Annotated in this window: 26 protein-coding genes, 1 tRNA gene and 1 pseudogene; 11 read left to right on the top strand and 17 right to left on the bottom strand. The window is 36.0% G+C overall.

Going from position 1 to position 24,982, the window contains the following annotated elements; genetic code table 11:
- Window positions 1–18: 18 nt before the first annotated feature.
- On the bottom strand, window positions 19–1,914 hold the full coding sequence (gene htpG / locus AAGD90_RS01370; RefSeq protein WP_341822002.1) for a molecular chaperone HtpG: 1,896 nt from the start codon (window positions 1,912–1,914) through the stop codon (window positions 19–21).
- A gap of 585 nt (window positions 1,915–2,499) precedes the next feature.
- Between htpG and AAGD90_RS01365 the strand changes: the two genes are divergently transcribed.
- Window positions 2,500–2,646, top strand: coding sequence for a hypothetical protein (locus tag AAGD90_RS01365; RefSeq protein WP_182309694.1), 147 nt, complete (start codon window positions 2,500–2,502; stop codon window positions 2,644–2,646).
- Here the strand turns inward: AAGD90_RS01365 and AAGD90_RS01360 are convergent.
- A complete protein-coding gene (locus tag AAGD90_RS01360) occupies window positions 2,627–2,920 on the bottom strand; it encodes a hypothetical protein (protein WP_244226830.1) in 294 nt (97 codons plus the stop codon). The two genes, AAGD90_RS01365 and AAGD90_RS01360, sit on opposite strands and share 20 nt — an antisense overlap.
- 637 nt (window positions 2,921–3,557) lie before the next feature.
- Window positions 3,558–4,487, bottom strand: coding sequence for a 4-hydroxy-3-methylbut-2-enyl diphosphate reductase (gene ispH, locus AAGD90_RS01355; protein ID WP_341822166.1), 930 nt, complete (start codon window positions 4,485–4,487; stop codon window positions 3,558–3,560).
- Window positions 4,488–4,507: 20 nt separating this feature from the next.
- On the opposite strand from ispH, the gene AAGD90_RS01350 reads away from it, so the two are divergent.
- Window positions 4,508–6,055: a peptidoglycan D,D-transpeptidase FtsI family protein gene (locus AAGD90_RS01350; protein WP_151807547.1), complete on the top strand. Its 1,548-nt coding sequence runs from the start codon at window positions 4,508–4,510 to the stop codon at window positions 6,053–6,055.
- A gap of 2 nt (window positions 6,056–6,057) precedes the next feature.
- Here the strand turns inward: AAGD90_RS01350 and AAGD90_RS01345 are convergent, their stop codons facing one another.
- The gene (locus AAGD90_RS01345) at window positions 6,058–6,366 is read right to left on the bottom strand and encodes a hypothetical protein (protein WP_010081942.1); all 309 of its coding nucleotides are present in this window, start codon (window positions 6,364–6,366) and stop codon (window positions 6,058–6,060) included.
- 175 nt (window positions 6,367–6,541) lie between these two features.
- Complete coding sequence (gene elbB, locus AAGD90_RS01340) at window positions 6,542–7,249, bottom strand: isoprenoid biosynthesis glyoxalase ElbB (protein WP_022626165.1); 708 nt, start codon at window positions 7,247–7,249, stop codon at window positions 6,542–6,544.
- A 136-nt stretch (window positions 7,250–7,385) separates the two neighbouring features.
- Here elbB and AAGD90_RS01335 point away from each other — a divergent pair, with 136 nt between their 5' ends.
- Entirely contained in the window at window positions 7,386–7,727 is a 342-nt protein-coding gene (locus AAGD90_RS01335) for a hypothetical protein (RefSeq protein WP_274999212.1), read from the top strand.
- Here the strand turns inward: AAGD90_RS01335 and AAGD90_RS01330 are convergent.
- Window positions 7,702–8,534: pseudogene (locus tag AAGD90_RS01330) on the bottom strand (IS5 family transposase). The gene AAGD90_RS01335 and the pseudogene AAGD90_RS01330 sit on opposite strands and share 26 nt — an antisense overlap.
- A 184-nt stretch (window positions 8,535–8,718) precedes the next feature.
- On the opposite strand from AAGD90_RS01330, the gene AAGD90_RS01325 reads away from it, so the two are divergent.
- Entirely contained in the window at window positions 8,719–9,339 is a 621-nt protein-coding gene (locus tag AAGD90_RS01325) for a hypothetical protein (RefSeq protein WP_274999516.1), read from the top strand.
- 36 nt (window positions 9,340–9,375) lie between these two features.
- On the opposite strand, the gene AAGD90_RS01320 is transcribed toward AAGD90_RS01325, so the two are convergent.
- From AAGD90_RS01320 to ppa, 5 genes are all read right to left on the bottom strand, one after another.
- Entirely contained in the window at window positions 9,376–9,927 is a 552-nt protein-coding gene (locus AAGD90_RS01320; RefSeq protein WP_341822001.1) for a 5-formyltetrahydrofolate cyclo-ligase, read from the bottom strand.
- Complete coding sequence (locus tag AAGD90_RS01315; protein ID WP_006279429.1) at window positions 9,911–10,531, bottom strand: hypothetical protein; 621 nt, start codon at window positions 10,529–10,531, stop codon at window positions 9,911–9,913. The genes AAGD90_RS01320 and AAGD90_RS01315 overlap by 17 nt, the downstream gene beginning before the upstream one ends.
- 97 nt (window positions 10,532–10,628) lie before the next feature.
- A complete protein-coding gene (locus tag AAGD90_RS01310; protein ID WP_095742874.1) occupies window positions 10,629–11,774 on the bottom strand; it encodes a SurA N-terminal domain-containing protein in 1,146 nt (381 codons plus the stop codon).
- 176 nt (window positions 11,775–11,950) lie between these two features.
- Window positions 11,951–12,041: transfer RNA gene (locus AAGD90_RS01305), tRNA-Ser, on the bottom strand.
- 399 nt (window positions 12,042–12,440) lie between these two features.
- Window positions 12,441–12,947 (bottom strand): inorganic diphosphatase, encoded by a 507-nt coding sequence (gene ppa, locus AAGD90_RS01300; protein WP_151807542.1) that lies wholly within the window; start codon window positions 12,945–12,947, stop codon window positions 12,441–12,443.
- A gap of 358 nt (window positions 12,948–13,305) precedes the next feature.
- Here ppa and AAGD90_RS01295 point away from each other — a divergent pair, with 358 nt between their 5' ends.
- Window positions 13,306–14,250, top strand: coding sequence for an IS110 family transposase (locus AAGD90_RS01295; RefSeq protein WP_265022222.1), 945 nt, complete (start codon window positions 13,306–13,308; stop codon window positions 14,248–14,250).
- Window positions 14,251–14,527: 277 nt separating this feature from the next.
- On the opposite strand, the gene AAGD90_RS01290 is transcribed toward AAGD90_RS01295, so the two are convergent.
- The 4 genes from AAGD90_RS01290 to AAGD90_RS01275 form a co-directional block, all read right to left on the bottom strand.
- Entirely contained in the window at window positions 14,528–14,872 is a 345-nt protein-coding gene (locus AAGD90_RS01290; RefSeq protein WP_264329606.1) for a TrbC/VirB2 family protein, read from the bottom strand.
- Window positions 14,873–14,960: 88 nt separating this feature from the next.
- Complete coding sequence (locus AAGD90_RS01285; protein WP_341822000.1) at window positions 14,961–15,308, bottom strand: TrbC/VirB2 family protein; 348 nt, start codon at window positions 15,306–15,308, stop codon at window positions 14,961–14,963.
- 114 nt (window positions 15,309–15,422) lie between these two features.
- Window positions 15,423–15,752, bottom strand: a complete 330-nt coding sequence (locus tag AAGD90_RS01280; RefSeq protein ID WP_209473270.1) for a TrbC/VirB2 family protein — start codon at window positions 15,750–15,752, stop codon at window positions 15,423–15,425.
- A gap of 95 nt (window positions 15,753–15,847) precedes the next feature.
- A complete protein-coding gene (locus AAGD90_RS01275) occupies window positions 15,848–16,192 on the bottom strand; it encodes a TrbC/VirB2 family protein (RefSeq protein ID WP_209473268.1) in 345 nt (114 codons plus the stop codon).
- A gap of 134 nt (window positions 16,193–16,326) precedes the next feature.
- Here AAGD90_RS01275 and AAGD90_RS01270 point away from each other — a divergent pair, with 134 nt between their 5' ends.
- On the top strand, window positions 16,327–17,142 hold the full coding sequence (locus tag AAGD90_RS01270; protein WP_341821999.1) for a YihY/virulence factor BrkB family protein: 816 nt from the start codon (window positions 16,327–16,329) through the stop codon (window positions 17,140–17,142).
- A complete protein-coding gene (locus tag AAGD90_RS01265) occupies window positions 17,129–17,884 on the top strand; it encodes an SDR family oxidoreductase (protein WP_012673418.1) in 756 nt (251 codons plus the stop codon). Before AAGD90_RS01270 ends, AAGD90_RS01265 begins: the two co-directional genes overlap by 14 nt.
- Before the next feature lie 124 nt (window positions 17,885–18,008).
- Here AAGD90_RS01265 and AAGD90_RS01260 read toward each other — a convergent pair whose 3' ends face one another.
- Window positions 18,009–18,182 carry a hypothetical protein gene (locus tag AAGD90_RS01260; protein ID WP_167471214.1) on the bottom strand — a complete coding sequence of 58 codons (174 nt, stop codon included), beginning with the start codon at window positions 18,180–18,182 and terminating at the stop codon, window positions 18,009–18,011.
- Between the two features lie 138 nt (window positions 18,183–18,320).
- Here AAGD90_RS01260 and carB point away from each other — a divergent pair, with 138 nt between their 5' ends.
- From carB to AAGD90_RS01240, 4 genes are all read left to right on the top strand, one after another.
- A complete protein-coding gene (gene carB / locus AAGD90_RS01255; protein WP_341821998.1) occupies window positions 18,321–21,776 on the top strand; it encodes a carbamoyl-phosphate synthase large subunit in 3,456 nt (1,151 codons plus the stop codon).
- 376 nt (window positions 21,777–22,152) lie between these two features.
- Window positions 22,153–22,413 (top strand): IS110 family transposase, encoded by a 261-nt coding sequence (locus AAGD90_RS01250; protein WP_010082049.1) that lies wholly within the window; start codon window positions 22,153–22,155, stop codon window positions 22,411–22,413.
- A 73-nt stretch (window positions 22,414–22,486) separates the two neighbouring features.
- Window positions 22,487–22,837 carry a hypothetical protein gene (locus AAGD90_RS01245; RefSeq protein ID WP_341821997.1) on the top strand — a complete coding sequence of 117 codons (351 nt, stop codon included), beginning with the start codon at window positions 22,487–22,489 and terminating at the stop codon, window positions 22,835–22,837.
- Window positions 22,810–23,669 (top strand): IS630 family transposase gene (locus AAGD90_RS01240; RefSeq protein WP_156518142.1). Its coding sequence is split into 2 segments (ribosomal slippage): window positions 22,810–23,134 and window positions 23,134–23,669, totalling 861 coding nucleotides; the frame shifts between segments, so codons are not numbered across the junction. The genes AAGD90_RS01245 and AAGD90_RS01240 overlap by 28 nt, the downstream gene beginning before the upstream one ends.
- Window positions 23,670–23,874: 205 nt before the next feature.
- Here AAGD90_RS01240 and AAGD90_RS01235 read toward each other — a convergent pair.
- Complete coding sequence (locus AAGD90_RS01235; RefSeq protein WP_010082050.1) at window positions 23,875–24,855, bottom strand: SGNH/GDSL hydrolase family protein; 981 nt, start codon at window positions 24,853–24,855, stop codon at window positions 23,875–23,877.
- Window positions 24,856–24,982: the final 127 nt, after the last annotated feature.

Here is a 24,982-nt window from a genome sequence, read left to right as displayed (position 1 = left end):
ACTAAACTAAGTATAGCATTAAACAGAAATCTTGCCAAGCAAATTATTCAGTCTCTTAGCAAAGCTGCTCGCGTCATCCATCTCTTCGCCTTCCACGATGCAAGCTTGGTAAAACAATAAGTGAACCATGTCCTCCAATGTTGGGTTTTCACCACTTTCAGCATAAGATTTCATTATACTCTTTATTGCAGGATGCTTAGTGTTAATTTCAAGCACCTTTGGCGTGCGGTAATTTAGCTGCTTTTGTTCACGCAAAAAACGCTCCATGCGAAGATCCATAGCACCTTCATCAACCGCTAGGCATACGGGACTATCAGTCAATTTTTTGGAAATTTTTACGCTTTTTACTGAATCTCCAAGCACTGTGGTAAAATATTGCAATATAGTTTCCTCAGTTTTTTCTTCATTCGATTTGTTTTCTTCATTTTTCTTATCTTCTTCTGAAGAGAATTTTTCCAAATCAACATCAGCGCGAGTCACAGACTTAAACTTTTGATCTTTATATTCATGAATTACACTAGTCCAGAAATCATCCACTGGATCAACGAACAGAAGAACCTCCAGCCCTTTACTGACGAACCCCTCAAGTTGCGGACTGTTTTTCATTGAATCGAGGCTATTTCCGGTGAGATAATAGATATGTTCCTGCTCAGGCTTCATTCTGCTTATATAGTCATCAATGCTGACTAATTTCTCATCACCAGTACTATGAAATCTGCAAATTGAGAGTAGTGCTTCTCTCTCATCAGTTGGCATAGCTTCACAAAGACCTTCCTTTAAAACTGCACCAAAATTGGTCCAGAATTTTGTATATTCCTCTAAATTCTCTTTTGCTTTTTTACCGAGCTCTGATATCACACGCTTAGTGAGAGATTTTCTGATCTGCTCAACAACACGATTATTCTGCAGCGTTTCTCTGCTGATATTAAGAGGCAAGTCCGGTGAATCAACCACGCCTTTCAGAAAACGCAAGTATTGTGGTATAATCTGTACGTTATCTTCAGTGATAAATACTTTATTTACATATAACTTCACAGAGCAACGTCTATCTGGATGGAATAAATCAAAAGGTTTTATAGAAGGAACATAAAGCAAATTTGTATATTCTATTGCACCTTCATTTTTATTATGCAATATCATCCAGGGCTCCCCGCCAACGTGAGCAACACTGCGGAAAAAATCGTTGTGCTCCTCTTGAGTAACGTCATTTTTTGGCTTAGTCCAAATTGCAGCCTTACTGTTTAACTTTTCACTTTTTCCTTCTTCGTCTATAAATTCAGCAGGAAAATTTATGTGATCAGAGTAAGTAGTGACAATATTTTCAACACGAAATTTATCTAAAAACTCGTTTTCTTCAGGATGCATAATGAGCGTAATTTTGGTTCCGCGAGGGACTTGATTATCTGACTTGCTGATTGAATATTCCCCATCCCCTTTGGATTGCCAGATCCAAGACTCCTCTTCTCCAGCTTTTCTCGATTCTACTATTACTTCTGATGCAACCATAAAGCTTGAGTAAAAACCAACACCAAACTTCCCAATCAGCTCCACAGTTTGGCTTGAATCCTTGCTATTCTTAATCGCATCCAAGAACTTTTGCGTACCAGAGCTTGCAATTGTACCAAGATTGTCTATTAAATCCTGTCTATTCATTCCAATGCCATTATCAGTGATATATAGCTCGTTCTTATCTTTATTGGAGCTGATAGTGATTTTTAATTCGTCACTCAAATCTAGCAAATTAGGGTTTAGTTGAGATTCATAGCGCAACTTATCACATGCATCTGATGCATTTGATATTAATTCACGCAGAAAAATGTCTTTATTGGTGTAAAGTGAATGAATCACTATATTCAGTACTTTCCCTACCTCAGCGTCAAATTTTAAATTTTCAGTTTCTTGTACATTATGCATTTTGAGCTCCATTATTTGCCTACTACCCTAATAATTTAAGTATTGAATCACGATCTTTCAAGGTCACGTACACCAAAATTAATGTGGGTGTAGTTATTATGACACCCAATTTATGGGATCTCTTGCATAACAAACTTTTGGCAGCGCATTGGATGAAACGAAAAACTTCCTTGACACCCTTCGCCAGCCCCCTTATCATGAAACTGAAGCTATTTATTTATCTTCGCAATCTCTGCAGTGGATTAATGACAAAAAAACTTAATGTATTTGGCGTAAATCATGCTTAATTTTTTGCACTATGTGCACCTCATGTCTTTATCAAATTTCTAGCTACACAAGCTGAAATACGCTATTTAAAACATCAAAAAACGCCAACTTAAAAAATGGATAGTGAATAATTAGCTACCCTAGGGTTTCTTTGCCTTTTTTTCTGTTTAGTAAATTTCTTAACGTTTATAATTTAGATTAGTTGCGGCTTAAAAGCGGCTGAGTCACGGTTATTAAGCGTTTAGAATAAAAAAACGCCATACTTGAAAGTATAATGTAAGTATAGCTCTTTTTACAATAATCCGAACAGACCGTAATATGCTACTGGCCTGCTATAGCCATAAACACATATCTTATCGCATTCGGACTATTATAAGAAAGGCTATAACTAGCCAACCATCGGGCTTTTTTTGCCTTTTTTTTCGCTTGGTAAATTTTTTAATACTTAGATTAGTTGCAATTTAAGAGACCAGAAATGGTCAGTGCTTGGCACTGGAATAACGTCCTCCTTTGTTATCCCAGTGCCCAGACACTGGGATCCAGGAAACTTAATTGCAAGTAATGCATTGGATTTGGTGAGTATGGGTTTTATGTTATAGAATGAAACACTTTTGGTGAATTTGTAAAGAAAACTGGATCCCAGTGTTTGGGCACTGGGATGACAAGGTATAAACCTTATCGTCATGCCGCCGCGAACCGTCATACCGCGATTCATTCGCGGTATCTCAGCCGCTAACAAGAGATCCCGCTAACAAGTAGCGGGATGACGGTTGTCGTTCAGCCACAAACATTAAGAAATTTACCAAACGAAAAAAAAGGCAAAAGAAGCCCTGGGGTTATTATCCGCTTTAAAATATTGGCGTTTTTTATGTTTTAAACGCTTGACAAGCGAGATTCAGCCGCTTTTAATTGCAACTAACTTACGCTGCAAATGTTTAAGAAATTTACTAAGCAGAAAAAAAGACAAAGAATCCCCGAGTTAGCTAGTCTTTTACTATCTCTGTCGAGTATTGGCATTTTTTGATGTCTTGTAACGCTTTATAAGCGCGTTCAGCTTATTTAGATAAAAATCTAGATGTAGATGAAGTTTTGTAAAGACATACAGTATCTATATACTGCAAAAAATTGAACATAAGACGCCGATACATTAAGTAATCCTTACCTTTTAATCTGCAGATTGGCGAAAGCAAATACAATAGCTTCACTATCATGATAAGGGCGCTGGCGAAGGGTGTCAAGTAAGTTTTTTCGTTTCTATTCCCAATAAAAGTTTGTTATATGGTTATGCAAGAAGTTTAATGAATCGCGGTATGACGTCTTAGCTATAGATGCTGGTTTGTGTGATTTCAAGAGAAGTTTAGTAGATAAGTTGTGTTTTAAACCAGATTCGGTATTTTAAACTGAACATTTTCAGTAATACCACCTGGCATAACTGAAATTTTTACACTCAGGTTTACTTTTAGGTAGTCTATTAATTCATCAACTAATATGTCAGGAGCGGAAGCACCTGCAGTGATCCCTATCTTTTCTACGCCCTGAAACCAGCTTTTATTCACACAGCTGTAATTATCAATCAAGTAGGCTCTTTTTCCTCTGGCAGTGCACAGATCTAATAAGCGGTTTGAATTTGAGCTATTTTTACTTCCTACAACTAACACCATGTCTACAATTTCAGCCAGCTTTTTAACAGCATTTTGTCTGTTTTGTGTTGCATAGCATATGTCCTTTAAATATGAACCTGTTATGCCTGGAAACCTTAATTTCAGGGCAGCAATAATGTCGCGAGTATCGTCGATGCTTAACGTAGTTTGTGTAACATAAGACAAATTATCTGGATCTTTAACCTTTAAATCATATACATCCTGCAAAGTTTGCACTAAAATGATAGGATTGTTTACTCTTCCTCTAATTCCCTTAACTTCTGGATGGTTTTCATGCCCAATGAGAATTAATTCTTTACCACTGTTTTCATACCTTTTTGCTTCTTTATGCACTTTGCTGACTAAAGGACATGTTGCATCAATCACTTGAATACCCTTTCTTTTTGCCTCATCTTCTATATTTTTTGATACTCCGTGCGCGCTGAAGATCAGTATTCCTTCATTATCTTCAATTTCCTCGATACTGCTTACAAAAACCACTCCTTGTTTCTTAAAGTCCTCTACTATATATTTATTGTGAACAATTTCGTGTAGCACATAAACTTGGCGCTCGTTTTTGTATTTTTCTAAAGTAATAGCTAATATGTCCACAGCTCTTTTTACCCCGGCACAAAAACCTCGTGGTTCAGCTAAGATGATTTCCATTTTTGTCAAATCAAGTAAATATGCAAGCATTACTTAAAAATAAGCTCCGCTCACTGTGTTTTATAGTACCATTATTTATATTTTATATAATAATTATTTTTCGCATATTCTCTTTAACATTTGATCAACTTACTACTTCAGAAAATTTTAGAAAAGATAATATAGTACATAAACAACCTGATATTTTAGATAGAAATGGAGTGGTAATAGCAACAAATGTGCCCACAACATCACTATATATAGATGCAACCAAAGTAAAGAATCCGGAAAGTATAGCAGCACAACTGTGTTCTACTTTGCATGACCTCGAATACAAGAACTTATATAGAGTACTTACTTCAGAAAAGAAATTTGCTTGGATAAAGCGGCACTTGACTCCAAAAGAATTACTAGCGATCAAAAACGCTGGTGTACCAGGAGTAAATTTTTATGACGACATAAAGCGTATATATCCTCACAGTAATTTATTTTCACACGTGCTTGGTTACACTGACATAGATGGCAACGGTATTGCAGGAGTTGAGGCATATATAAGTAAAAATAATGAGCAAGAAAAGCCCATAATACTATCCTTAGATACACGAGTGCAAAGCATAGTGCATGAAGAGCTAACTAAAGCTGTAAGCAGATATCAGGCACTTGGCGGAGTAGGAATTGTTTTAAATGTGAGAAATAGTGAAGTTATCTCGATGGTCAGCCTACCTGATTTTAATCCCAACTTACAGAATAAGGCAGAAGACGTACAAAAGTTTAATCGCGCCAGTCTTGGGGTATATGAGATGGGGTCGGTATTAAAATACTTTACAATAGCCGCAGCGCTTGATGCGAACGCTACAAAAACTAGCGATTTATATGACGTATCAACACCAATCACCATTGGAAAGTATAAAATTCAGGATTTTCATAAATCTAAAATTCCAAAAATTACTGTGCAAGATATATTTGTAAAATCATCCAACATTGGTGCAGCAAAAATTGCAGTCAAACTAGGTATTGAAAAACAGGTAGAATACTTTAAAGCTATGAAGCTATTTTCTCCTTTGAAAATAGAAATACCAGAAAAATCCACACCGATAATCCCGGATAAATGGAGTGAAAACACTTTAATAACAGCATCTTATGGTTATGGCATAGCTGTAACTCCTATACATCTTGCACAAACTGCAGCAGCATTAATCAACAATGGGATATTTCATAACGCAACCTTGATGTTGAATAAAAGAAGTATAGGAGAGCAAATTATCTCAAGAAGAACTTCCAGGGAAATGAGAAAATTATTACGTGCAGCAGTAACAGATGGCACTGGCAGAAAAGCAAAAATAAAGGCATATTCAATAGGAGGAAAAACTGGATCGGCGGAAAAAGTTGTAGATGGTAAATATAGCAAAGATGCAAACATAGCATCATTTATAGGAGTGCTAACTATGCTTGACCCAAGGTACATAGTGCTAATTGCTATTGATGAGCCTCAAGGGATGCACCATACCGGGGGAATAATTGCTGCGCCTATAGTAAAGAACATTATAAATAGAATAGCGCCTATACTAAATGTTACACCTGAGATGTAAAATTATGATTGCTTTACTACAACTTCAAATTTATCATCACCAAAATCCTTATTAATATACCAAGAACCATCATCTTTAGTTACAAATTCAAGACCTTTAAGGTCTTTTTTTATTGTCTTTCCATTTTGACCATCAATAGCGATATTAATATCGAATGTAATAATGTCTAGATTTATCATAGCTTCTTTCCCGCTGCACGAATTTAGACTGAACTTGCCTAACATGACATCATTAAAACTCACTTCCCCTGTATAGACATCACACTGACCGTCCACACAACACGTAGTTTCAATATAGAAAAGATCTGACATACAAAATACCTTAAAAAAAAGAACTAAACATATATGGCCACTACACCACACCGCTAACAAGTAGTAAAGCGTCGATAAACCTAAGTTACTTTAGCTACGTAGCCATAATACAGCTAGAAATGTAAAATTCAACAGTTAATTGTGTGATTAATAGAGAAGTCTTATTTAGTACACCTTATAGGAATGGCTGTTTAGTTTTTTTGTTAATCTTTTTTACCATGCTGTCAATCATATGCTTTATCCCTTGATATACAGAGTATGTACTTTCGTCGCTACGCATATAAGCAGAACAGGAAAATACATTATGTTCTTCATCTTCTATTGATAACTCTGTATCGCATTTTATGTGCTCGCCGCCAAGCCTTTCTATCAACTGTTCTCTGTCATCTCCTATAGTTACCTTAACCTTACTTTCTTCTTTACCTATCTTGCTACTTAAAATTGAAACAATGATGGCTGGAGATATGCATATCGCTCCTATTGGCTTTTTTGTAACAAAAAATTCTGAAACTAATCTTTCAAATTCAGGCATTACTGTCACCATGTCTTTACTTTCAGCTAAGTCAGATAAATTTTTCGCAACCCCGTATCCACCAGGTACAACTAGCATGTCAAAATTTTCAGCTTTGGCTTCTTTTAAGTCATATATTTCGCCTCTTGCGATTCTTGCTGCTTCTACAAGTACATTCCTTTTTTCTTTTGTTGCCTCTTTTGTTCTATGATTCATAACTTGTGTGATATTGATATCAGGTGCAAAGCATTTAACATCCACTTCCTGCTGATCAAGCACAAGCAAACTTAAAACCGCTTCTCTTACCTCTGCACCGTCAAGGTGACCACACCCTGATAAGACCACAGCAGCTTTTAATTTTTTTTCACCCATAAAGTACCTTGATTTCATATAATCTAGATATTTTAATACAAATTCTATATTTGGAAAGGGGTATGTTATATCAATTATAATATAATTAATGATTAGTATGTATAATTAGGCATATTTATAATCAACGAAGCTGAATATGGAATCTAGCAATAGTATGTTTTTTGACACTGACTATCCAGAACTAAGAAAAGCTATTTCAGATATAATAGAAAGTATTGCACAATCCTCACAAGAGGGGAAAAAAGAGTTATTTACAACCCTATCAGAACAAGTTAAAGGGATGAACCTCAAAGATTTAGGTTTAGCGATTAATGACCAAGGCTTGCAAAAGGAGGTCAACAAAGAATTATTTATAAAATTCATTGAAGAAGCGCTTGAAGGTTTAACTTCTGAAAATGTTGACTCAAAAATAATAGAAGAGGCGTTAAGAGGTTGTCCGGAAACTAGTAAATTCAAGCATATTCCCTCTTTAACATAACCCTACTCATAGCTAGGTATATGAAATTCTCAGTGGATGTTGTGAGTAAATCATACTCCTTCGATAGCCTTCTATTCCTATTAACCCAAGCAAAAGTCCTTTCTACAACCCATCTTCTTGGCTGTACTTTAAACCCTTGTTCTCTTGTTGGTAGTAGCTCAGGTGGCGTATCTTTGTGCACCCAAAATCTACATGGAGGCCTTTTAACAATTTCAATATCTATGTCATATTCTTCCTTTATGTGATTCTTTAAATTTCTTCCTTGGTATCCCATGTCAGCCCACATTTTTTTAACTTTAGTATATTTTGTTCTCATATTGTTTAATGCTATTTTAATACCATCTCTATCATTTTCGTTAGCAGCGCCTACGTAACAACCTAGTATAAAACCCTGAGTGTCTGTAATTATATGCCTTTTTCTACCCTTTACTTTTTTACTTCCATCATAGCCTTTGATCCCCCCTTTTCTGTAGTCTTTACAGATTGACTATCTACTATACAGGCACTCGGCTGCTCATTCCTTCCTATTTTTCTTCTACTATATTTTGTAATTTCATAATTCATTTTCTCAAAAATTCCCTGCTTCTTCCATTGCCTGAACTGCTCATACACAGTCTTCCATAGCGGAAAATCATTTGGTAAATACCGCCATTGACACCCTGTACGCAATACATAGAAAATTGCTTCTAATATTTCTTTTTTGCTATACTTTTGCGGCCTTCCTCCTTTCTTGTATGATACTCTGAAGTGTTTTTCTATTCTTGCCCATTCCCTTTCGCTTAGATCTGTTGGATACTTTTTTCTCATCTTTACCACGTACTAAAATTTCAGATATTATAGCCTTTTACTTGTTTCCGGACAACCTCTAAAATCTGTTAATCAGCAAGCAATAAGTAATGTTATAAATAATAATAAAGGTCCACTGGACAATCTAGTCAATTATTTTAAATCAGCATCTGCAAATAAAAAAATTGGAATAGCTTCTGCCGTAATGGTATTAGGAGCAGCATTTTCTCCACTTATTGTGCTTGCTACATTAATAGCACTTGTAGGTATTGGAGCACGTTATGCAGGAATAGGTATAGTAAAGGCAGGGGAAAAAATAAAAGAAGGTGCGATTGATGCAGGAAAAGCAGTGAAAAGTTTATCTAAAAATTTAGGGGATAAATTGCCTGAGGTTGGGCCAAAAAAAGATAACTTTAGTAAATTATACAACAGTTTGGCTCAAGAGATTATAGGCTATAATATGTCCGAAGAAGGTGAAAAAATAAAAAACGCCCAGAGTAAAGCAAAGGTCATAGGCATGCTTCAAAATGAAGGGCAGCGATCTGCTATACAAGAGTTAGTAAAGAATGGAACTATTCAAAATTTTTCAGAAGATGACATGAAAAAGCTTAGAGAAAAAGGTACTAGTACTTATGAAAGTGATAAGGAAGCACTTGAGGAACTTATGGAGAAATTTCAATCTAAAATTATGGCCATTGGTGAGGGTAAAATAGAGGAGGTAGAAAAAATGGTTAATGATAAAGTTAACCAAATGAAGTCACCAGTTCCTCAATTAGATAGTCCAAGTTCTGAACAAGCGAGTACAGGAGAAACCAAAACCCTCTGATGGCTTGGAGAGGGAGGGAATGGAAAAGGTAGAGATCTATTCTTTTTTATCCACTTTTTTGAGCAATCCACTTCCACATCTAACACACATCTCAGTGATTATAATATCCAATTTTTGATCATGTTTTTCTACAGGTAAATCTTTACAATATTGTTTCTCATAGGCTACACCTATAAATATTTTTCCAAGTGGCCGCAGTTTTTCTATCATTGTATCATACCAACCACCGCCAAAACCCAATCTATTAAAATGATCATCAAAAGCAATAACAGGAGTAATGATTGTGTCGGGAATTACATCTTCATTTATTTCGTTCCATTTCTCAAATTTTAGTAACTTATTTTTATTAGGAATTGCTACTTTATAATCTAAATCGAGTAAACTATGCATCAAAGGCACAACATCTATTTCCCCATCCATTGGAATGTAAGCCGCAATTGTTTTGCCTTTAACGTAGCTTAAGTTCTGATTAAAGAGATTAATAAGGGAATTTGCTGCATAACTGGAATAACTTTCATCAATATCTTTTCTTATAGCTCTATATTGCTCTCTTATTTCCTTTTTGTGCTGTTTAATATCTTTGAACATGATCTATCCATTTTGCAGTAAGTTTTTCTTGTAAACTATTTTGCTTCAAGCGCTCACTTAAAAAGTCAAAGTCAACACACCCCATATCCTGGTCTTGATTACTGCAACTATAAACAAAACTCCTTTCTCCTGTTTTCGCATTTATATGTTGCTGCACACACTGAGCGCAGATTTCTTTCATCATACACTGCATAGGAGAATTAACTGATGATATCGCTATGTGGCCTGATTTCAGATATGGCTTTAAAATTGTTTTTCTAGCTTCATTCACAGCTTTCATCATTTTGTCAGAACCAATAGTGATAATTTTATCTATAACGTTCAAATTAATACCTAATCTTCCTTGTTGATAAGAGACTATTGCATCAACTATATTACCATGAAAGGATTTATCTTGATCTCTGCTTGTTTCTATCAATCCTTCTTCACATGCCCAAACTACTGCATTTGATGCACGCTCTATCAGTGCTCGTTTAAATACATCACTTAACTTCTTATAGCCAGCAAAGTACAAAACCTTGTTATTATTTTCAAGACATGCCTTCCCTATCGAAAATAACACTGCATTTCCAACTCCACCACCAATTAGCATTATATTCTTCATGTGCTATTTTAACTGCATTTGTTCAAATTTTTTGAAATTTTATAGAACAAAGTAATTTATATAGTTCTATACACAAAGACAAGAACACTCTCTGACTTCAACTATACCGATAACTGATAGCTGCATTTTTACGCATATCATCTAATAACAAGTTGCTTTGTATCATAATCTTTTGTTGGTACATTTTCTGTTTGATTGCTTCTATACCCGCTACATTACTCTTGATATCACACAACATCATCAACTTTGCAGTGCCATTTTCTCTCAATTCTACTATTTCATTCACACTTGTTTTACTAAATAAAATCTGTAAATCAGGATTTAAATCTCGCATTTTTATTTCAAATTCTTTTGCGTTTGGCAGCTTAAAATTATCTGCCAATTTATCAAAATTTAAACAACTGACCTTTTGCTCCTTGAGATTATCTAATAAACTTTCTGAACCTTCAACCACAATCTGTTTTAATTTTAAAGTGCTTTCCAGCAGTGCATGATTAAGTTGTACTTTATCTATTACTTTTATAACGGAGTAACCTTCACTGAAACTGAATGGACCTGCTATGTCGCTGGTTTCTAATCCTTCTAAAACGCTCTTGAGTTTTCCTTTTAGCTGACTTAAATTAACTGTTGCTTTACGCATCTTTATTGGAGATTCTGGGTTATCACTGTTGCGTAATTTTTTTACTAAATCTTCAGCTATACCATAAACGTCCTTGTCTTTTTGATCAGGAATTATAAACTCTTGGAACGTGATAAGATAATCCGGCTTTTCTGTTTGCCTTTTTACATCATCTACTTCTTTATCGCTTATATTAATAAATGGCACAATTCTTACTTCAATAATTTTGCTCCACAGTAACTGACATTTTATTTGTTTTCTTAAAATACCAAGATCTATATTATGCTTCTCTATGTATTGATCAACTTCATTAGCCTTAAGTTTAAAACTTTGGGTTAAAAATAACATAATAGCATTATCTAACTCCTCGTTGCTCAATTTTATATTCAGCCTCTGTGCTTCATTGATAATGATAATTTCGTCTATTAGCTCCCTAAGCACTTGAGGCTTTGCTTCTTTTTGATTAACACTTTGAGTGCCAAACAATGAATTTATAAAGTTGATGCGTTTTTCGATATCTAAATTTGAAATTGGTTCACCATTTACATCTGCAACAATTTCAATCTCGGTTGCAAGCAACCTAAGTGGCAACACTATCAACAGTAAAATTAGTATTTTATACATACAAGTAAAGTTAATAACCAATTCTATAATAAATACTGAGTCAATGCTAGCCAACTTTTTAATAGTGATCTCAGTGACAATGGAAATAAAAACCATTGCAACAAAATCAGGTACGCTGGTAAATAGGCTAAAAACATGCTAATATAGCGAATTTAAACCGTGCTAAAAACAGTATACGGAAGGAGAGGGATTCGAACCCTCGATACGACTTTTGGGTCGTATAACGGTTTAGCAAACCGCCGCCTTCAGCCGCTCGGCCACCCTTCCAAATTTAGAACCTAAAGATTATATAATACCAAGACCTCTACCGCCTGTCTAATGCTTTTAATTGCAATATTTGTATCTGTTCAGATGCATGGCTAATGCTGAAACAAAAATTCCAGTGCTCCCTTTCTTGTCATCCCAGTGCCCAGACACTGGGATCCAGGATTTTGATTAGCACTAAGTTGGTGAGCATATAAGTGTTATGTTAAAATATAACGTTTTTACGGAAAGTCTGGATCCCAGTGCCACGCACTGGAATGACATCGTTTACTATGTGCCATATTGCAATGTTCGTACAGTTGTGCGCGGTATAGATTCCGCTAACAAGTAGCGGAATGACGAATTTGTTGTTTTTCAAATTGTGGGCAAACCTAAGCCACTTTAGCTATAAATCAATAAAAACTAATTTCTGCTTTTTTCAATGATTTTCTTTGCTTCTTCCACACCAACCCATTCTCCAACTGCTACCGTTTTTCCCTTTTCCAGATCTTTATAATGAGAAAAGAAATGAGTAATTTTATCTAGTAGGCTTTTAGATAAGTCAGAATAGTCCTTTATATTGTCATAATAGCTATCAACACTGGAAACAGGCACTGCTAATATTTTCTCATCTTCTCCTTTTTCATCTTTAGTGAGTAATGCGCCTATTGGACGCACCGATATTAAAACACTAGATGCTAAGGGAAATTGAGTTAGCACCAAAACATCCACAGGGTCACCATCACCTGCGCAGGTATTTGGTATAAATCCATAATTGCAAGGATAAGTCATTGAGGTAGATAAAAATCTGTCAACTTGTAACAACCCAAGCTCTTTATTAAATTCATACTTTACAGGCTCAGCATTTGCACTTATTTCAATTACCACATTCACCGCATTTGGTCCTGCTGTTATTTTACTTAAATCCATAAATTACCTCTTAACTTAAGAATAAGCATTATACAATATGTACTTTTAAGTTGCTACATTTATGTAGTTCTAAGCTTGTTTTGCATGGAGCAGTCTAATTTTTTATTCTGCACATCATCGACTGTTGAAAGTTGTAAGTTAAAAATGTGATATAAAAGAGATAAGAGGGAAAGATAACCCTACTCACTATAGGAATAGGGCTATCACGGGCGTGTGCGACCGAATGAAAGTTGGTATTACAACCGTAGCCATCAAGGTAAACTAGCCCCATCTCTCGATACGTTTGAATAGTTGCATGGGACATATGTATGCACCCGTTTACAATCTTAAATTAATTAAACTATCGAGGTTATTTATTATGATTACATCTTATCAAAATTTCATTGGCATTGATATCGGAAAATTTAAAAATGTTGCTGCAGCTTATAACCAAAGGAGCGCTATCAAGTTTGACAATGATGCTACTGGTTGGCAACAGTTGTTTCAAAAATTTTCAGATATCCTACCTAATTCTCTAGTAACTTTAGAAAACACTGGAAAATATGAGCTTGGCTTAGCACATTTTCTTGTTGATAAGAATGTTGCTGTACATCGAGCTAATACTCGTAAAGTAAAAAGTTTTATCATATCACATGGAACTTTAGCAAAGACAGATCAATCAGATGCAAGAGCCCTTGCTCAATATGGTTTTGAACGCTATAGTGCTCTATCTCTATTTGTGCCTATGTCAAAAGAACAAACCGCCTTAGTTGCACTCTGTCAACGTCGTGATGACATTACGCAAATGAGAACTCAAGAGAAATGTAGGCTTGCAGCACCTGAAAACGACTATATAAAGGAAAGTTGCCAAAAAACAATAGACTTTTTTACCAGTCAGATAAATGAGTTCAACGATGCCATACAAAGAATTATTGATAAAAATCCAGAGTTACAAAAGCGTCAAAAAATCTTGAGAACAGTGCCAGGAATAGGTCTCAAGTTATCACAAGTTTTTGTGTGTCTAATGCCAGAACTTGGCCACCTAAACAAAAAAGAAGTTGCAAGTCTTGCTGGAGTTGCTCCACATCCAAAAGAAAGCGGTAAAACTATTGGTTACCGAAGGATAACAGGTGGTAGAAGCAATGTTCGTGCAAAGCTTTTCACAGCTGCTATGGCTGCTGCAAGATCTAAATCTGCACTTGGTGCTTTTTATTCTGATCTTATTGGTAGAGGTAAAAAGAAGATGGTAGCTATAACAGCTCTAATGCGAAAAATCATAGTAATTGCCAATGCAAGACTTAAAGAAGCAATTAATATGAAATAAAAAAAAATCTGCATAGAAAATAGGTTAACGGATATGTGCGTCTACACACATTTAAAGCACATATTCGTTAACCATAAAATCTAAGCAGTGGTTGCTGTTTGATATAAATTTCTTTCTGTATAAACTAGGATCTTTGTTACCAAAAGACATTTTTCAATTGAATAAAAATACAAAATTATCAACAAATGAGACTAAATTCAAAAAATTTTAAAAAACATAGTTGATGGTCAGCTTGACCACTTTCAAGTGAAAACATAAAGAGAACTTCAGTACAGGTTTATGGAAGGGTACATTCTTTCTTAGTTGGATCCCAAGTTCCTCCATTAGCGGCAGAGGTACATCCTGCTTGGGTGCAAGTCGTCTCTTTTCCTGTTATTGCCTTTACAACTGCAGGAGCGCCAAAAAATACAGCAGTAAATGCACCGAGTGCAAAAAGCGCTGGCCATGGCATCCTGCCAAATATTGCAAGCAAAGCTGCACCTATTATTACTATTGTGATCATCGGTCCGCCTAGACCATGAGTATAGCTTACTATTTTGCATATCACTCCTGATGTTGCATCAGCATGTGCATCAAATGCGAAGGAGAGAATTAAAGCTACAAGTAGAAGAAAATTTTTCATTACGCCTCCGATAATTTTTACTTTACACTACTTCACTTTAGTTAAATTTAAGTAAATGATACAAGAAGCATCATTTACCTAATACTTTTTAACCACACTTATAAATTCCTGATCCCGCAGGATCCTCTTTTAATGTTTTAGTACCCGTACACGGCACGCACTTGCTTGCTGTATCTGGTGCTATTTTTGAAACAACTGCGGGAGCACCAAAAAACACAGCAGTAAACGCACCGAGCGCAAAAAGCGCTGGCCACGGCATTCTCCCAAATATCGCGAGCAATGCTGCACCTATTATCACTATTGTGATCATCGGTCCACCTATGCCGTGAGTATAGCTCATTATTTTGCATATCACTGCTGATGTTGCATCTAGATCAGCACGCGCATCAAACGCAAAGGAGAGAATTAACGCCACAAGTAGAAGAAAATTTTTCATTACGCCTCCGATAATTTCTATTTAACGCTGTATTGTCTATCGCATTGATTAAATTTAAGTAAATGATACAAGAAGTATCATTTACTTAAAATTTCTTTGAGGCTGTGATACCTATTATGTACATTTACCATTAGTCAACGTTTTACCAGTAGGGCAAGCAATCGCACCATTCTGACAAAACGTACCATCTGGTGTTATTTTTGAAACAACTGCAGGAGCACCAAAGAACACGGCAGTAAATGCACCGAGTGCAAAAAGCGCTGGCCACGGCATTCTCCCAAATATCGCAAGCAATGCTGCACCTATTATCACTATCGTGATCATCGGCCCGCCTATACCTTGGGTATATTGTACTATTTTGCATATCACTGTTGACGTTTCATCAGCACGCGCATCAAATGCGAAGGAGAGAATTATAGCCACAAGTAGAAGAAATTTTTTCATTATGCCTCCGATAATTTCTATTTAACGCTGGATTATCTATCATTTTGATTAAATTTGAGTAAATGATGCAGTAAGTACCATTTACTCAATGCTTTTCACTGACAAGTATATTTTCCATCTGCATCAGGTTTCAATGTTTTCCCAGCATCACACGTCTCGCACTTACTTGCTGTAGTTGGTGCTATTTTTGAAACAACGGCAGGAGCACCAAAAAACACAGCAGTAAATGCACCGAGTGCAAAAAGTGCTGGCCACGGCATTCTACCGAATATCGCAAGCAAAGCTGCACCTATTATCACTATCGTAATCATCGGTCCACCTATGCCGTGAGTATAGCTCATTATTTTGCATATCACTGCTGACGTTGCATCTAGCTCATTAGTATTTGCATCAAACGCAAAGGAGAGAATTAAAGCCACAAGTAGAAGAAATTTTTTCATTACGCCTCCTATAATTCCTGTTCTATGTTAAATTATCTATCCCTTTGATTAAATTTAAGTAAATGGTGAGGATTTTTTGCTTAAAAGTATCCTTTATTTCATTTAGAATACTTTTCTTGGTTCGTTTATATTACATGCTACAGAAATTTTACGGTATTGTTTATTGTCTTTATCGTGCTTTGATTGACACGATTTATAATGATGGAGTGGAGCATGCAGGGTATTTATCATTTTTAATTCTGTTATCAATATTTCCTTTTCTCATCGTTTTAATGGCTGTGGCGTCAACATTCGCAAATTTTTTAGACCAGTACAACATTGGCTGGGTATTTATCATTGATAACATGCCACAGGATATTTTATCATCTTTGATGCCGCGTATCAGAGAGATAATATCAGGCCCGCCGCAAAGCTTACTAACTTTAGCAATTGTAGGTGCTGTTTGGACCGCTTCATCGACAATTGAAGGGCTTAGAACAATACTCAATAAGGCCTATAAAGTTCCGGTTTCGCCGCCTTATATATTCAGAAGAGTACTAAGTATATTACAATTTTTAGTAATCACGCTTATTATAACTCTAACTATAGTGTTCTCTACATTAGTGCCAATGCTAATTGATTTTTCCTATCATGGACTAAGTTACACTAAATACCTACTCATTGAATTTGTACTTTTCACAGTAGTCTCTTGGCTATATTTTATGTTGCCAAACATAAAACAAAATTTATCAGACGTATTTCCTGGATCTTGTGTAGCTGTTATTCTTTGGACGATTTCTGCTTCAGCTTTTAAGCAATACTTAAAAGCTTCCTTTGACCAACTGGATTTGATATATGGAAGTTTAGGTGGTGTGGTAGTGTCATTACTATTTTTTTATATGCTAAGTTTGATTTTTATATATGGAGCAAAATTCAATTTTCAGCTAAAATATTTCAATGGATCTCGCTAAGGAGAAAGAAATGGGTAAGTTAGAAGGTAAAGTAGCTTTAATCACCGGAGCTTCAGGTGGAGTAGGCTCTGCTGTTGCAAAAAGGTTTATAAGAGAAGGTGCATGTGTGATTCTGATTTCAAGATCTCTTGATAATCTCAAGCCACTATATAATGAAATTGAAGAGCTTGAAGAATTTAAAGAAGGCTCTGTGAAACTAATTCAGCTTGATCTTTTAGACTTTGAGAATGTAAAGATACTGACAAACATGATAGAAAGCCTGAAATTATCAGAATCTGGAGCACTTGATATATTAGTTGCGTGTGCTGGAATTTTAGGCAAACTGAACCCCATTCATGACTGTGAGATTGAAGAGCTACAGAACGTAATGAATACAAATTTTACTGCCAATTGGTACTTACTAAAAAACTTAGATCCAATGCTAAAAAAGTCTAATGCTGGAAGAGCGATATTCATGACCTCAGAAGTGACACTTTCTCCTTCCTCTTATCCATATTGGATGCCGTATGCTGCAAGTAAAGTTGCACTAGAAATAATGGTGCAGATATATGCATCTGAGACAAAACATACAAAATTATGTGTAAATGCTGTATACACGGAAGGACCTGTGGGTAGTGAGCAGGCATTTCCTGGATCTGAATTGGTGTCACCTGATAAACTAACAGATAAATTTGTGGAATTAGCTTCTGAAGACTGCAGCATATCAGGAAAAATCTTACCGCTCAGCAAATCTCCCGAATAAATTACCATAGTATCTGCAAAGATACCGTTAAGCCCACAACTGTATGAACATTGTGATTTGAGAGTAATCTCCACTAGGAAGGATGTCATCCCAGTGCCTCTATGGTGTCATTCCAGTCTGGAATCTAGTCTTTATTATGCAGCCACTTATTTAAAGTTAAGTTTTCTGGATCCCAGACTGGGATGACACCTCTGGGCACTGCCGTCATAAAGGAACCAGTGTCAGCTACTTGAATGACATCATTTGCTGTGCAATTTACCTTCAAAAATGAATGTTTGTACAGCTGTGTGTCAAGCACTGGAATCTGCCACGCAAATTGCAATGTTCGTACAGTTATGCGTCAAGCCTAAAAGTAATTAGCTAATAGGTTTAATAAAAATTCACATATACAGGAAAGATTGGTAACATTACTTGAATAGAGACCGTTATTGTAATTATGCCGAAACGCACAGATATAGAATCTATATTAGTAATAGGAGCAGGCCCAATAGTTATAGGTCAGGCATGCGAGTTTGATTATTCCGGAACGCAAAGCTGTAAAGTATTAAAAAGTGAAGGTTATAAAGTCATTTTAGTTAACTCCAACCCCGCAACTATAATGACAGATCCTGAGTTTTCTGATGCAACTTATATTGAGCCGGTGCTGCCTGAAATCATAGAGAAAATTATAATTAAGGAGAGGCCAGACGCAATATTGCCAACAATGGGCGGGCAAACAGCGCTCAATTGTGCAATAAAACTTGCAGATGATGGAGTGTTAGACAAATACAACGTAGAATTAATAGGGGTAAATAGAGAAGCAATAAAAAAAGCAGAGGATAGAGAGTTATTCCGTCAGTCCATGGATAAAATAGGGCTAAAATACCCCAAAAGTATCATTATAAAAAATCAAGAACAAATAAGAAAGGCTTTGGATTACATTGGATTACCAGCAATCATCCGCTCGTCATTCACCCTTGGTGGTGCAGGTAGCGGCATAGCATATAATAAAGAGGAGTTTTTCAATATCGCAGAAAGTGCTCTCAAAATTTCGCCAATAAATGAAGTTCAGATAGATGAATCAATTATCGGCTGGAAAGAATATGAAATGGAAGTTATCCGCGATTGTAAAGATAACTGCATAATAGTCTGTTCGATAGAAAATGTTGATCCGATGGGAGTGCACACTGGGGATAGCATAACTGTTGCTCCTGCTTTGACTCTGCGTGACGTAGAATACCAACAGATGAGAAATGCATCTATAGCAGTGCTGAGAGAAATTGATGTTAGTGCCGGTGGTGCAAATGTTCAATTTGCAGTGAATCCTAAAGAAGATGGAAGCCTCGTTGTGATTGAGATGAATCCAAGGGTTTCTCGCTCTTCTGCACTTGCTTCGAAAGCAACAGGCTATCCTATTGCAAAAGTTGTAACTAAACTTGCTATTGGCTATTCGCTCGACGAAATACGTAATGACTGTGCTCCAATAATACCAGCAGCATTCGAACCAGTGATTGATTATATCGTCACTAAAATTCCTCGATTTGAGTTTGAGAAATTTAAAGGAACGAATTGTGAACTATCAACCTCCATGAAATCAGTGGGAGAAGTAATGTCTATAGGCCGCACTTTTAATGAGTCACTGCAGAAAGCTTTTCGTTCACTTGAAACTGATCTTACAGGACTTGATGAAGTATTTCCTGAGAACATTGATATTGATCACGTAAAATCTCAATTAGCAAAATTGCTACCAAACAGATTACTGATTGCTGCTGACGCAATGCGCCACGGAATTAGCATAGAAGAAATAAATTCGATTACAGGATATGACTTATGGTTTCTGCAAAATATACAGCAAATTATATTAACTGAACAAAAAATCAAGGAAAATGGATTTCCTGGAACTGCGTACGAAATGTTAGAGATGAAAAAAATGGGATTTTCAGATGCAAGATTGGCAAAGTTAAGTAATAGACCTACCTCTGTCATCCCAGTACCCTCTAATGTCATCCCAGTGCGTGACACTGGGATCCAGCCAGCGTTATACGCTGGAGATCGAGTAAAACAAATCGAAGAAATAAGAAAAAAATTTGGCATTAAACAAGTTTATAAACGCGTAGACACCTGTGCAGCTGAATTTGAATCGAGCACTGCTTATATGTATGGCTGCTATGAGGGTGATGTTGAAAATAAAACGGAATGTGAGGCGAATATTTCTGACCGAGAAAAGGTTGTCATTTTAGGAAGTGGTCCAAATCGCATTGGTCAAGGTATTGAGTTTGATTATGCATGCGTACATGCAGCTTCTGCCGCCAAAGAAATGGGGTATGAAACAATAATGATCAACTGTAATCCCGAAACTGTCTCAACTGACTACGATACCGCTGATCGTTTATATTTTGCACCACTCATTGCAGAGGATGTGCTTGAAATACTAAGTAAAGAGCAAGAAAATGGCACACTGGTTGGTGTAATAGTTCAAATAGGTGGTCAAACACCTTTAAAGTTAGCCAAAGTGCTTAACGAGAGAGGTTTCAAAATTTTGGGAACTTCGTTTGATTCTATTGACCTTGCAGAAGATCGCATGAGGTTTAAAAACCTTGCTTTGCAACTTAATTTAAAACAACCTGAAAATTCTATCTGCCATTCAGTAGAAGAAGCGTTAACCAACGCAGAAAAGGTGGGGTTTCCACTAGTAGTCAGGCCATCATATGTCCTCGGCGGTCAGTCTATGTCGATTAGACACGATACTCAGAGCTTTAAAGAGTACGTCTTAGATCAAACTAAAATCTTTGAGCATGGTTCGCTGCTTCTTGATAAATTTTTAGTCAATGCAGTTGAGGTTGACGTTGATGCTGTATGTGATGGGGAAAAAGTTTTCATTGCAGCGGTCATGGAGCATATTGAAGAAGCTGGTATCCACTCTGGTGATTCAACATGCTCAATACCGACAAATACATTGAGTGACGAAGTAATAAAAGAGATCGAGCTCCAAACTGAGAGAATAGCATTAGCATTAAAAGTGAAAGGTCTGATAAACATTCAGTTTGCTGTTCAAGAGAATAGACCTCTTGCAGAACCTGTTTGTGATGAGAAATCTTTAGGAAAAGTGCAGATGAGCACCACAGAATACTCGAATGTATTTGAGGAGCGCAGACAAGCTTTGACGACAAAATTGCCTTCAGAAATCGAGTTATGCAAGAGGTCTAGTGATGTATACATACTTGAAGTGAATTTAAGGGCTAGTCGAACCGTTCCTTTTATTTCCAAGGTAATAAATATTCCTATTGCAAAGCTTGCCACTCAGGTTATTTTGGGTAAAAAATTGAATCAGGAAAACAAGCCTTTCAATCATTTTGCAGTTAAAGCTGCTGTTTTTCCATTTACCCGCTTTGCAGGAGTTGATACTTTACTTGGTCCTGAAATGAAATCAACAGGAGAAGTGATGGGAATTGACTCATCATTTGAAGCTGCACTTGCAAAAACGCACATGGCTGCAGAATACAAGTTACCAACAGAAGGAACAGCTCTGGTTTCAGTAAAAGATGATGATAAAAAGTATATATTGCCAGTTGCACGAATGTTGAAAGAACTGAGTTTTGAAATATATGCCACCAAAGGCACAGCTTCGTATCTGAACAATAACGGCATTGCTGCACAAGCTGTAAATAAAGTAAGAGAAGGCAGACCCCACATAGTTGATATGCTCAAAGATGGAAAAATAAATCTAGTGATTAATACTTCAAAAGGTGTAAAGTCAGTCTCAGACAGCAAAGATATCAGGAGAACTGCTATTTTGCAAAATATAGCTTACAGCACCACAGCTTCCGGAAGTAAAGCGTTAGTGCTTGCAATTCAATATGTAAAGAATAGCAAACTGGAAGTGAAATCATTACAGCAGATACAAAACGTTTAAATATCAAAACTAGAATAATTCACTCTCAAAATGCTAAAGAGAACATAATAAAAAGATGGAAATTTTGAAGGAAATAGTATACCTAAAGAATCAACTAGCGTAATTGAACAGCCAAATGCTGCAACGAATGCTCCACAATCTCACCTAGAGGACACTTCCCTTATATGTTAAGAACAAGTCTTTATAAATATCAAAGTAGTGAGATTAAAGACACACAGAGAAGAGGGATCGTCACGCCCCTTGATTATAAGAATCGTTGTTCAGCAAGGTTCTCTTCTCTGGTTTATTATACTGAAAGTTCCGAACAACTGATTGAGCTTTTAGGCTCGTATATAAGGCTGGAAAATGCAGTATATGTTATTATTACGGAGGAATTATGAATTCATCAAACATTATTGCTGGCATTGATGTTAGCAAAAGTAAATTAGATCTCCACATTCACCCACTTGAGCATTATAAAATATTTGAAAACAATGTACAATCCATTGATGAAATGCTGGACTTTTTACGTTTGCATAATGTAACCAAAATTGGTCTTGAGGCAACTGGTGGATACGAAAAATTATGTGCCTATACTTTACTAAGCAATGGTTTTGAGGTGTACGTCATTCAACCAAGGTGGGAGAGACTATGCTAAAAGCCTTGGTATTACTACAAAAACTGATAAAATAGACTGCAGTATCATCTCACGTTATATTAATAATACAGATATGCGTGTTACTCCTTTAACAGTTAGTAATGGTAATATTGATTGCTTGAAACAAAAATTATCTCGTAGAAACCAACTTGTAGAAATAGCAAAAATACAAAAAACCCAAATCCAACAGGTAACTGATACATCTATAATCAAACAAATAGAGGAACTTCTTGCAATTTTACGTAATCAAATTAAAACTTTAGAAGATGAAATGATTACATTTATCGATCAAAACCAAGAGCTTAAAAGAAAATATATATCAATAACTATATATAGCTCTTTCCACAGAAGTCCGGATATGATAAGATTAAGGATAGATGGCGATAAGGAGGTTGGATGCCGGCAGCATATAGTTATGATTTAAGAAAAAAAGCAATGGAAGCACTAGACGAAGGGGAAAGCAGAGAAGCAGTGGCAGCAAGATTTAAAATTGGACGAACTACTTTGTGGGAGTGGCAGCAAAGAAAAAAAGAAACAGGCGACTTTCAGTCAAAAAAACTCGGTAATGGAGGTTACAATCAGAAAATTATCGACTGGAATAAGTTTATCGAATTTGCTAAAAAACACGGTAGAAAAACTCTGTCGGAAATGGCTAAACTTTGGGGCAACGTTAGTATCCAAACGATCCACCGAGCTCTCAGAAAAATTGGATTTACGCGCAAAAAAAGACATATGGATACAAGGAAAGGAACGAAGAAAAACGTGCTGAATTCTTAAAAATTATAGCAACAAAAGAACCAGAAAACTTAGTGTATATAGATGAGTCTGGGATTGATAACACGGAGGACTATCCATATGGGTATTGCCAGAAAGGACAGCGATTTTATGCCCTAAAATCTGGAAAAAAAACTCAACGAATCAGCATGGTTGCAGCCTTAAGTAGAAGAAAGATAGTTGCTCCATTAACATTTGAAGGCCACTGTAATATGGATATTTTTAATGGATGGTTTGAGCAATTTTTGGCACCGATCTTAGAACCTGGACAAACTGTCATTCTTGATAATGCTACTTTTCATAAGTCTGATAAGCTTATCAAGCTCGCTAAAGGAGTCGGTGCAGAAATTTTGTATCTGCCGCCTTATTCTCCAGATTTTAACAAAATTGAGCATCATTGGTTTGCTATAAAAAACAGAGCCAGGAAAAACATTCCTCTATTCGAATCCTTTCGTCGTGCTGTTGATTCTGCCTTCCTATGACCTATTCGGACTATTATGAGAAATGCTATAGTAGCGGGATGACGGTTTTTCAAATTATCGGTAAATCTAAGTCAGTTTAGCTATAGGCAGCAATTTTCTGTATTTATTTTAAATTGAAGAAAGCTCAAATGGAAGATCGTGTTTTGCTAAAAATCACAGAATGCAGTCTGGTTACTATTTAAAAGGATATGTTCAAAAAACTGTGTCAAATCAACTCATACACTTCATTACCAACTTCATGATGAAGTTCCGCAGTTGGATGGAAATAATCAAAAAAGAAATAATCCTTTAGTGTTTCTTTGCTACACCCAGGGTTATAGTGAACGTCAAGTTCCCCTTTAAATATCAACTTTAAGAGTATTTTTATATTTTCTTTAAATCTCCCAACTTGGTCTGCAATGTTCGATGTGCATGCATCTTGACAATTTAAACCTTTGCTCTTGTATTCGCTAAACATACTTCTCATTTTAGAGTTAAGATCAAATGCTTTTATTTCAAGATTTGTACTTTTCTTCATATAATCTAAGCCTTTAGCCAGTTTTGCATTGAAACTCTCCGTGAGCTTTGTAGCTAGTTCCCTTGCTTCTTCATCTCTATTAAAAGCTGGTATTGAGCCAACTTCAGGTGCATTTGCAACAACTACATGCTTAACACCATGTTCATTTAGAACCTTAAGTGCATTACATATTTCACTCACTGCTTGTTCCAACACTTCTTCCGCTTTAGTATCGTCATAAGCAGTGGCAACCATAACATCATTTCCGCCGATTATGATGCAAAATAAATCTTCTTTACCTATATCTGGATGATGTTTAATTACCGCATCTAGCTGGTTAGCTAAACGAAATTTATTGAAGAAATAAGAAAAAATAGGGTCAAAAATTTCAGATGCTGTTGCATATGAAACTGCGTAATTCTGACCTTGCTGTTCGTGGCATCTCCCAAAAAATGAATAACTCCACCCAGGTTTAAATTCATCTAAATCTAAATATTTTGCTATATATTCAACAGCAGTAGGGCCATTGCTAAAAGATCTTCCTTGATAAAAAGGATCATCAAATTTTACGCTTTTTGCAAAGGATAAATTATTTAAAATTCCAATGATTGCGCCATTATCGGATAAGCTATCACCCAGAACATAAAAATTTCTATACTTTGAATTAGAATTGTCATTTTTGTTTGTCATAATATTTACCGTAGATTAGCATGTTGTTTCATTAGATTCATAGAAAAAGAAAAATAGCGGTGAAATTATACAACTTTGGCCTAACTTGCTCTCCACTTTTTCCGGACAAAATCAGCTTCTTCTTAAC

The sequence above is a fragment of the Wolbachia endosymbiont (group A) of Ischnus inquisitorius genome, assembly GCF_964026985.1.
Lineage (GTDB): Bacteria > Pseudomonadota > Alphaproteobacteria > Rickettsiales > Anaplasmataceae > Wolbachia > Wolbachia pipientis.
The sequence above is the reverse complement of the archived record's forward strand: the minus strand, read 5'-3'. Positions and strand labels throughout refer to the sequence as shown.

Coding starts and splice junctions, on each gene's coding strand:
- AAGD90_RS01270 (WP_341821999.1), top strand. CDS start 16,327: ATGCTACAGAAATTTTACGGTATTGTTTATTGTCTTTATCGTGCTTTG.
- AAGD90_RS01235 (WP_010082050.1), bottom strand. CDS start 24,855: ATGACAAACAAAAATGACAATTCTAATTCAAAGTATAGAAATTTTTAT.
- AAGD90_RS01310 (WP_095742874.1), bottom strand. CDS start 11,774: ATGTATAAAATACTAATTTTACTGTTGATAGTGTTGCCACTTAGGTTG.
- AAGD90_RS01350 (WP_151807547.1), top strand. CDS start 4,508: ATGCAAGCATTACTTAAAAATAAGCTCCGCTCACTGTGTTTTATAGTA.
- AAGD90_RS01295 (WP_265022222.1), top strand. CDS start 13,306: ATGATTACATCTTATCAAAATTTCATTGGCATTGATATCGGAAAATTT.
- AAGD90_RS01275 (WP_209473268.1), bottom strand. CDS start 16,192: ATGAAAAAATTTCTTCTACTTGTGGCTTTAATTCTCTCCTTTGCGTTT.
- ppa (WP_151807542.1), bottom strand. CDS start 12,947: ATGGATTTAAGTAAAATAACAGCAGGACCAAATGCGGTGAATGTGGTA.
- AAGD90_RS01290 (WP_264329606.1), bottom strand. CDS start 14,872: ATGAAAAATTTTCTTCTACTTGTAGCTTTAATTCTCTCCTTCGCATTT.
- AAGD90_RS01315 (WP_006279429.1), bottom strand. CDS start 10,531: ATGAAGAATATAATGCTAATTGGTGGTGGAGTTGGAAATGCAGTGTTA.
- htpG (WP_341822002.1), bottom strand. CDS start 1,914: ATGCATAATGTACAAGAAACTGAAAATTTAAAATTTGACGCTGAGGTA.
- AAGD90_RS01335 (WP_274999212.1), top strand. CDS start 7,386: ATGGAATCTAGCAATAGTATGTTTTTTGACACTGACTATCCAGAACTA.
- AAGD90_RS01245 (WP_341821997.1), top strand. CDS start 22,487: ATGCGTGTTACTCCTTTAACAGTTAGTAATGGTAATATTGATTGCTTG.
- AAGD90_RS01280 (WP_209473270.1), bottom strand. CDS start 15,752: ATGAAAAAATTTCTTCTACTTGTGGCTATAATTCTCTCCTTCGCATTT.
- AAGD90_RS01325 (WP_274999516.1), top strand. CDS start 8,719: ATGGTATTAGGAGCAGCATTTTCTCCACTTATTGTGCTTGCTACATTA.
- carB (WP_341821998.1), top strand. CDS start 18,321: ATGCCGAAACGCACAGATATAGAATCTATATTAGTAATAGGAGCAGGC.
- AAGD90_RS01365 (WP_182309694.1), top strand. CDS start 2,500: ATGCTACTGGCCTGCTATAGCCATAAACACATATCTTATCGCATTCGG.
- AAGD90_RS01320 (WP_341822001.1), bottom strand. CDS start 9,927: ATGTTCAAAGATATTAAACAGCACAAAAAGGAAATAAGAGAGCAATAT.
- AAGD90_RS01345 (WP_010081942.1), bottom strand. CDS start 6,366: ATGTCAGATCTTTTCTATATTGAAACTACGTGTTGTGTGGACGGTCAG.
- ispH (WP_341822166.1), bottom strand. CDS start 4,487: ATGGAAATCATCTTAGCTGAACCACGAGGTTTTTGTGCCGGGGTAAAA.
- AAGD90_RS01265 (WP_012673418.1), top strand. CDS start 17,129: ATGGATCTCGCTAAGGAGAAAGAAATGGGTAAGTTAGAAGGTAAAGTA.
- AAGD90_RS01285 (WP_341822000.1), bottom strand. CDS start 15,308: ATGAAAAATTTTCTTCTACTTGTGGCGTTAATTCTCTCCTTTGCGTTT.
- AAGD90_RS01250 (WP_010082049.1), top strand. CDS start 22,153: ATGAATTCATCAAACATTATTGCTGGCATTGATGTTAGCAAAAGTAAA.
- elbB (WP_022626165.1), bottom strand. CDS start 7,249: ATGGGTGAAAAAAAATTAAAAGCTGCTGTGGTCTTATCAGGGTGTGGT.